The sequence below is a fragment of the Protofrankia sp. Cj5 genome (assembly GCF_917627405.1).
Taxonomy (GTDB): Bacteria; Actinomycetota; Actinomycetes; order Frankiales; family Frankiaceae; genus Protofrankia.
Genome location: NZ_CAKJTO010000051.1, coordinates 1 through 7,551 on the forward strand (window position 1 = coordinate 1; position 7,551 = coordinate 7,551).

Here is a 7,551-nt window from a genome sequence, read left to right on the forward strand (position 1 = left end):
GCAGCCCAAAACAATTTGTGACAAACAACACATCAACACACAAGCGATCCACTGCGGAGCAGCACGGAGCAGCATGGACCACCGCGGGAGCCGAAGCTCCCGGCGTCTCGACGTGGAAGTCTCACCCGGTGGTGAGCAGCCGCTCAGGGGTCACGCGAATGACCACCCGGACCGCGTCCGGCCCGTCCCACTGATAGGTCTCGTCACCGGTGTATTTCACCGCGAGAGCGTCGATAAGCTCGCGGCCGCCCTCTTCGGTCAGGGTTGCCCGGCCGCGGATCTCGACGTATCCGTAGGGATCCCGCTGGTCGAGAAACATGATCCCCACCCGCGGATCTCGCGCGATATCACGCTCCTTGGCGCGGCCCCGGACCGTGGACAACAACAGGTCATCGCCATCGCGTGCGACCCACAGCACTGTCATCCGCGGAGACCCGTCGGGACGGATCGTTGCGAGCGTCACGTAGATCGCGGCATCCGCAAGATCCTTTACCTTTTCGGGTAGATATAGCGACATCAAGCTCCTCCGCCGGGTCCCGTCGCGTTCTCAGCCTCTCATTCGCGGTGGCAGTCAGCAGCTCTCATGCCAACCAGGCATGATCAACCATGTGGATGGGACACACACTGATCAGCCGCGGGCAACCAATGCGGTGGCGATCGCCGCGAGGCCTTCACCGCGCCCAGTAAGCCCAAGACCGTCAGTGGTGGTTGCGGACAGGCTCACCGGCGCGCCGACCGCGGCCGTCAGGGTTTCCTCGGCCTCGGCGCGCCGTGCGGCCATCCGGGGCCGGTTCCCCACGATCTGCACGGCGACGTTCCCGATCGTCCAGCCCGCCTTAGCCAGCAACCTCGCCGTTTCGGTGAGCAGGGTGACCCCTGCCGCCCCGGCCCATTCCGGCCGGCCGGTGCCGAAGATCGAACCTAGATCGCCGAGTCCGGACGCGGTCAGCAACGCGTCACAGGACGCGTGCGCCGCGACATCACCATCCGAATGCCCGGCAAGGCCGGTTTCGTCCGGCCAGAAAATACCCGCCACCCAGCACGGGCGGCCGGCCGCGAACGGGTGGACGTCCACGCCGACACCCACTCGGGGAAGTCCGGCCAGCGACAACTTCCTCACCTCACAGGAACACTATCGGCACCCTCGTGCGACGCGCTGGCCGCGGCTGCGCACCGGCAGGCAGCGCCACGCTGGTCGGGCGGTACGGAACCCCGAATCCGGCCAGAACCCCCGGGGCATACAACTATGATTTTTTTCGCGCGCCCGGAACCGCGGGGATCAGTCGACCAAAAATCAAACGATTACGTCTCTTTCCGTGCGCCCAGCGGCCCGAGGGTCTAGCCACGACGCGCAAGCAGCGCCTCGGCAAAAAGCAGATCGACCGGTCGGGTCACTTTGAAAGCCTCCTGAGCACCGGGAACAGTTGTCACGGGGACGCCGAGCGCCTCAACCAGCCCCGCATCGTCCGTAATCGCCACCCCGTCCGCTGTCCCGCCGAACCGATAGGCCTCGTCCAGCACATCCCTACGGAATCCCTGTGGTGTCTGCACAGCGCGCAGAACATCACGCGGAAGCGTCCGCGCAACCCGGCCCGCTCCATCAACCTGCTTGATCGTATCGTTTATCGCGAGTACGGGGATCACCGCTGGCGCCCCACTCAGCACCGCGGCGGCGACCGCATCAACAAGCGCGGGGGGTGTCAATGGACGAGCCGCGTCGTGCACCAGGACCACCCCCACCGTCTCATCAAGAACGGATATGGCTGCCCGCACGGAATCGATGCGCTCCGCGCCACCGGCAATCACATGTACGTCAGGCCCGAGCAGGGCGACAAATGTTTCCAGCTCCGTGGCCGGAGCGGCGACGACCACCTGGTTCACCAAGGTCGCGGACAGCAGTGAATCAACCGCATGCTGCACGAGGGTACGACCGGCCAAGCCACGAAGCGCCTTGGGTATGGCACCACCAAGACGTTCGCCGCGGCCGGCTGCCGGAACGACCGCGGCTACACGGTCAGACATACGCATTACGTGTCAAAAGGACTGGGGACGTCTGGATATCCGCGTTACCTGCCGCCGGCTAACCTGCCAAGACCTCGTCGAGCATGGCCTCGGCTTTGTCCTCATTTGTGCCTTCCGCGAGTGCGAGCTCACTGACCAAGATTTGTCGCGCTTTGCTCAGCATGCGCTTCTCACCTGCGGACAGCCCCCTTTCGCGATCACGACGCCAGAGGTCGCGAACCACCTCAGCAACCTTGTTCACATCGCCGGACGCGAGCTTTTCAAGATTTGCCTTGTACCGCCGTGACCAGTTGGTTGGCTCCTCGGTGTGCGGAGCCCGTAGAACCTCGAATACGCGCTCGAGACCGTCCTGACCGACCACGTCACGGACGCCGACCATCGCAACGTTGTCCGCTGGGACGCGCACAGTCAGGTCACCCTGAGCAACCTTGAGTACGAGATAGAGCCTTTCCTCGCCCTTGATGACGCGTGTTTCAATCGCGTCGATGAGAGCAGCACCATGATGTGGGTAAACAACGGTCTCGCCGACTTGGAACGCCATGTGTCAAGTGCCCCTTCCGCCTTCACCAGAGTAACACGCATGCATCGACCCAGGTCAGACGCATGCTTGTAAGGCAGGCCGCGGCTGGCCCGCCTAGGCGCCTCGGTGACGTGCCGCCAAGGGGTCCGCGACGCTCCGGACCAGGCGAAACAGGCAAAGGCCGCCGACGCGGGCAGCCTACCCCGATGTCCTTACTGTGCCTCTCGCTACCCCCATGACACCGATGACCTACGTGGACCGCCGGCAGCGCCGTGCTCTCGTGGCGTACGGCTGCCGTTCCAGCACGCCCGATCCATGACTTCACCCAAGCTCGCTCGGACCTTCGTCCACGCGGAAGGAACCACGATCGCGCGACCTTTGGTCACTAGTCTTCCTATACCACCCGGCAGATGGGCCGTCCATCGGCCACGATGGACAGGTGCACCTCACACCGCCGCCGCCCGCCTCCGGGGACGACGAGGGCAACGGGCCCGGCCGTGACGACCATCATTCCCGCCCCCGGAACGGGCACCGTGACGACGTCCCGGACGACATCCCGGACGACATCCACATCCCGGACGACATCAGCGAGCTGGCCGACGACGTCGCCGCCTACCACGCCGAACTACAGTCGCTGCGGCGCCGGGAGCTCATCAGCAAGATTCTTCCAGGCCTGCGCCCCGCACCGGCCGACCGACCGGCTCACCGGTCACGCCCCGCCCCAAGTGTGATCATCGCGGTACTTCTCATAATCATCAGCGCGCTCGGCGCCATGGTGCCGCTCGTCCTCGCTCATCCGCGCCCGCCCGCGCCCACCCGCCCGCTCCCGCTCGCGACCACAACCGCGCAGCTGGGCACCGTCGGGAGCGTGCTGCCCGACATCACGCTCCGCGCCGCGCACGGGTCGCGCATCGCTTCCGATCTTCGACCGGCGCTGATCGTGCTGCTGCCAACGGCCTGCGACTGCGCGAAAGCCGTCCACGACATCGTGGGCCAAGCCCATGAGGGCAACCCGGTGCCGACCTATCTGCTCGCCCCGGGAGCGGACAGCCCAGCTCTGAATGAGCTCACCCGTGCGCCCGAGGCCGCGGGCGGGCGGGCCCTCGGCTTCGGCGACCCGGACGGATCCCTTGCCCGCCTGGTCGGTGCGGATCCCCAACAGCCGACGCTGCTCCTTGTCGCCGCGGACGGCCGGCTGGTACAGCCACCTCGCGTCTTCGCTCCCGGCGACCGCCTGGAGGGCTGGCTCGGAGCCCTTCCGCTCCGCTGACCGAGCACCGCTCCGCCGACCGAGCGGCACTAGGTGATCATTATCACGGACCACCGGCCGCCACGCGCAGAGTCCGGGCTCGTGCCGCCGCCGCTGCACTAGGCTGTGCTCCGCGGTCGAACCCGTCGGGTATGTGAGTCTTCGGGTGGAGCCAGCCACAAGCCGTCCGCCAGTCCGGCGGCAGGGTCAATCAGTGCCGACAAGATGACCGTCGGTACCGCACGGAGGAGCAGCCGAGCCGTGAGCCACCGTCCGGGTGTGCGTACCGCGACCATCTCGCTGTTCGCCACCGCATCACTGATCGGCGCGGTCGCACTTACATCGTGTGCGGCAGGTAATGACGCGGTGACGGCACAGGCGCGCACGACGACGAACACCGTCTCCGGTGCCATCGGCACCATCTCATTGCGTAATGTCTACGTGGCCGGACCGGCGGCCTCAGGCGAGAAGGCCCAGGTCGTGTCCGCGTTCTTCAACGGCGGAGCCGAGGAGGACCAGATCGTTCAGGTCGCGTCGCCGGCGGCGACCGGCGGCCAAGCCCCGAAGAGAGCCATCCTCGAACCAGGCGGTAGCAACATCTATATCGCCGACGGTAATGCTCCCACGCTGACCGGGCTGAACCGCGACCTGCTCGTCGGGCAGGCGATCGCGGTCACGTTCACCTTTGCCAAGGCCGGCAGCATCACCCTCGCCGTCCCGGTGGAACCACCCGCTCCGGGAGCGTCCGCACCGCCAGCGACATCGCTCCCGACGCCGTCCGCGCGATCGGTGACCAGCAGTCCGACCGCTTCCGTTCCCGCTTCCGCGACCAGTAGCCCGACCGCCGGCACGACGCACCCGGCCGGCGCCACCGGCTGATCGTCCGGCAGCCGGAGAACACGCGATCGGCCACCGGCCAGCGCTGTTCGGTCACTGCCGGCGATGCCGGTCCGGCTGACGTCGGCCGACTGACATCGTCGGCAGCCTGACAGGGCCGCTCGGCAACTGCCCCATGGTGGTTGTCGGACCGTCCCGATACGGTGCGGGCCATGTCATCCCGGCCTCCCGTTCCCCGTCCGAACGCATCGGGCACGTCCTCCCGAGCGGCATCGGGCGGTTTCCGGTGCAGTGGGTGCGGTACGGAGTCGGTCAAATGGGCAGGCCGGTGCCCACGCTGCAACACCTGGGGGACGATCGAGGCCCAGGCTCCCGCGGTCCGCTCAACCCACCGGTCGGGCGGGCGTGGCCTCGCCCGGTCGACCGCGACGATCACGGCCCCCGCCTGCCCCATGTCCGCGGTTGACATCACGACGGCTCGCAGCCGGCCCACCGGGGTCACCGAACTCGATCGAGTACTCGGTGGCGGCCTCGTTCCCGGAGCGGTCGTCCTGCTGGCCGGGGAGCCGGGTGTCGGTAAGTCCACGTTGCTGCTTGAGGTCGCGGCGCGCAGTGCCGCATCGGGCGCTCGGGCGCTCGTGGTCACCGGTGAGGAGTCCACGGCTCAGGTCCGGCTGCGCGCCGGGCGGACGGGAGCGGTACACCCCGATCTGTGGGTCGCCGCGGAGACCGACCTGGAGGCTCTGCTCACCCACGTCGACGAAGTTCGTCCCGAACTTTTGGTGGTCGACTCGGTACAGACCATCACCACCGCCACCGCTGAAGGGGCAGCCGGCGGGGTCACACAGGTCCGCGAGGTCACCGCGGCACTGATCCGCGCGGCAAAGGCGCTGAACATGGCATGTGTGATCGTCGGCCACGTGACCAAGGATGGCGCGGTCGCCGGACCGCGGCTGCTGGAACACCTGGTTGATGTCGTTTTGCACTTCGAAGGCGAGCGGCATTCGTCACTACGCCTGGTCCGGGCGAGCAAGAACCGTTTCGGCCCCTCCGACGAGGTCGGCTGCTTCGAGATGGGCGACGGTGGTATCCGCGGCATCGCGGATCCGAGCGGGCTGTTCCTGTCCCGCTGGCATGACGGCGGACCCGTGGACGGCGTCGCCGGCACCTGCGTGACGGTCACGGTCGAAGGCCGCCGTCCGCTGGTTGCTGAGGTACAGACGCTGGTGGCAAGCTGCACGGCGGCGGTGCCGCGACGGGCCGTTTCCGGGCTGGACTCAGCCAGAGTCGCAATGATACTCGCTGTCGTTGAGCGCCGTGGCCGGCTCCAACTTGGCAGATCGGACGTGTACGCGGCTACCGTCGGTGGGGTCCGGCTAGCCGAGCCGGCCGCCGATCTCGCCGTCGCGCTGGCCACGATCAGCAGCGTTGAGGACCGCCCCATTCCCGCGAACCTCATCGCTGTCGGCGAGGTGGGCCTGGCCGGCGAGGTCCGGTCGGTGGGCGCGGTCCGCCGGCGTCTGACGGCCGCGTCCCGGCTCGGTTTCCGATGGGCCCTCGTCCCCCCGGACGCGGGTCCGGCGCCCGAGGGCATGACAACGATCGAAGTGTGCGACCTGAACAGCGCAATACAGCATATGTATGGTGATAATAAATGAAAATCACAGTGACCAAAAATTTAACTACAAAATCATATTCAACTACAATGCCATGGGAACGGCATGGCAAAGCAGCCCGCCCGATACCATCACCACGGCGGAACGCCGAGATACCGAGGGAGCCAGATGGCAGGACCACCCGGGGATGACACCTTCCGGGCGACACTGGCCGCTGTCGCCCCAGGAACCCCATTCCGGGATGGGCTTGAGCGCATCCTCCGCGGCCATACCGGCGGCCTGATCGTTCTTGGGCACGACAAGGCGGTCGAGGGCATCTGTACCGGTGGCTTCGAGCTCGACGTCGAGTTCTCCGCCACCCGGTTGCGCGAGCTCGCGAAGATGGACGGCGCGATCGTCCTGTCGTCGGACCTGCAACGAATCGTACGGGCAGCCGTGCACCTGGTGCCTGACCCGACCATCTTCACCGAGGAGTCCGGTACCCGGCACCGCACGGCCGAACGGGTGGCCAAGCAGAGCGGGTATCCGGTGATCTCGGTCAGCCAGTCGATGCGGATCATCGCGCTGTACGTGGCCAGCCGGCGCTACGTCCTCGATGACTCAGCCGCCATCCTGTCCCGGGCCAACCAGGCGCTGGCGACTCTGGAACGCTACAAGATGCGGCTGGACGAGGTTGCCGGCACGCTGTCCGCCCTGGAAATCGAAGATCTCGTCACCGTCCGCGACGCGATATCCGTCAGCCAACGCCTGGAAATGGTTCGGCGGATCGCCGACGAGATCGAAGGTTACGTCGTCGAACTCGGTACCGACGGCCGGCTGCTGTCCCTCCAGCTCGAGGAGCTGATGGCAGGGGTGGAAACCGAACGGGAACTCACCGTCCGCGATTATCTGCCCTCCGGAGGCAAGGTGGGCACCGCCGCCGAGATTCTCGCCCGGCTCTCCGCGATGTCACCGACCGATTTGTTGGATCTGACCGTGCTCGCCCGCGCGCTCAGCTTCCCTGGGGGCGCGGATGTACTCGACGGCCAGATCAGTCCCCGCGGGTATCGGATGCTGGCCAAGGTGCCACGACTGCCCCGGACGGTCGTGGACCGGCTCGTCGACCACTTCGGCACCCTGCAGAAACTGCTTGCGGCCGGCGTGGACGACCTGCAGACCGTCGAGGGTATCGGCGCCGCGCGCGCCAGAGCCGTTCGTGAGGGGCTGTCCAGGCTCGCCGAGTCCAGCATCCTCGAACGCTACGTCTAACCCCAAATTTCCGCTTCGCGAAAATTTGGGGACCCCTGACTCGAGGGCAGCCTCCATCT

The 7,551-nt window shown here is 66.9% G+C and carries 8 protein-coding genes; 4 read left to right on the plus strand and 4 right to left on the minus strand.

Annotated features, from left to right (window positions below):
- Positions 1-121 precede the first annotated feature (121 nt).
- The 4 genes from MJ777_RS12845 to MJ777_RS12860 form a co-directional block, all read right to left on the minus strand.
- Entirely contained in the window at positions 122-517 is a 396-nt protein-coding gene (locus tag MJ777_RS12845; RefSeq protein WP_239311225.1) for a PPOX class F420-dependent oxidoreductase, read from the minus strand.
- Positions 518-628: 111 nt separating this feature from the next.
- The gene (ispF, locus tag MJ777_RS12850) at positions 629-1,111 is read right to left on the minus strand and encodes a 2-C-methyl-D-erythritol 2,4-cyclodiphosphate synthase (protein WP_239376354.1); all 483 of its coding nucleotides are present in this window, start codon (positions 1,109-1,111) and stop codon (positions 629-631) included.
- A 227-nt stretch (positions 1,112-1,338) separates the two neighbouring features.
- A complete protein-coding gene (gene ispD, locus MJ777_RS12855; protein WP_239311226.1) occupies positions 1,339-2,022 on the minus strand; it encodes a 2-C-methyl-D-erythritol 4-phosphate cytidylyltransferase in 684 nt (227 codons plus the stop codon).
- A 58-nt stretch (positions 2,023-2,080) separates the two neighbouring features.
- Positions 2,081-2,563 (minus strand): CarD family transcriptional regulator, encoded by a 483-nt coding sequence (locus tag MJ777_RS12860; protein ID WP_239311227.1) that lies wholly within the window; start codon positions 2,561-2,563, stop codon positions 2,081-2,083.
- A 418-nt stretch (positions 2,564-2,981) separates the two neighbouring features.
- Here MJ777_RS12860 and MJ777_RS12865 point away from each other — a divergent pair, with 418 nt between their 5' ends.
- The 4 genes from MJ777_RS12865 (at position 2,982) to disA (ending at position 7,492) form a co-directional block, all read left to right on the plus strand.
- Entirely contained in the window at positions 2,982-3,812 is an 831-nt protein-coding gene (locus tag MJ777_RS12865) for a hypothetical protein (protein WP_239376329.1), read from the plus strand.
- Between the two features lie 240 nt (positions 3,813-4,052).
- The gene (locus MJ777_RS12870; RefSeq protein WP_239376331.1) at positions 4,053-4,670 is read left to right on the plus strand and encodes a hypothetical protein; all 618 of its coding nucleotides are present in this window, start codon (positions 4,053-4,055) and stop codon (positions 4,668-4,670) included.
- A gap of 170 nt (positions 4,671-4,840) precedes the next feature.
- On the plus strand, positions 4,841-6,286 hold the full coding sequence (gene radA, locus MJ777_RS12875; protein WP_239348183.1) for a DNA repair protein RadA: 1,446 nt from the start codon (positions 4,841-4,843) through the stop codon (positions 6,284-6,286).
- A 126-nt stretch (positions 6,287-6,412) separates the two neighbouring features.
- A complete protein-coding gene (disA, locus tag MJ777_RS12880; RefSeq protein WP_239376332.1) occupies positions 6,413-7,492 on the plus strand; it encodes a DNA integrity scanning diadenylate cyclase DisA in 1,080 nt (359 codons plus the stop codon).
- Positions 7,493-7,551 lie beyond the last annotated feature (59 nt).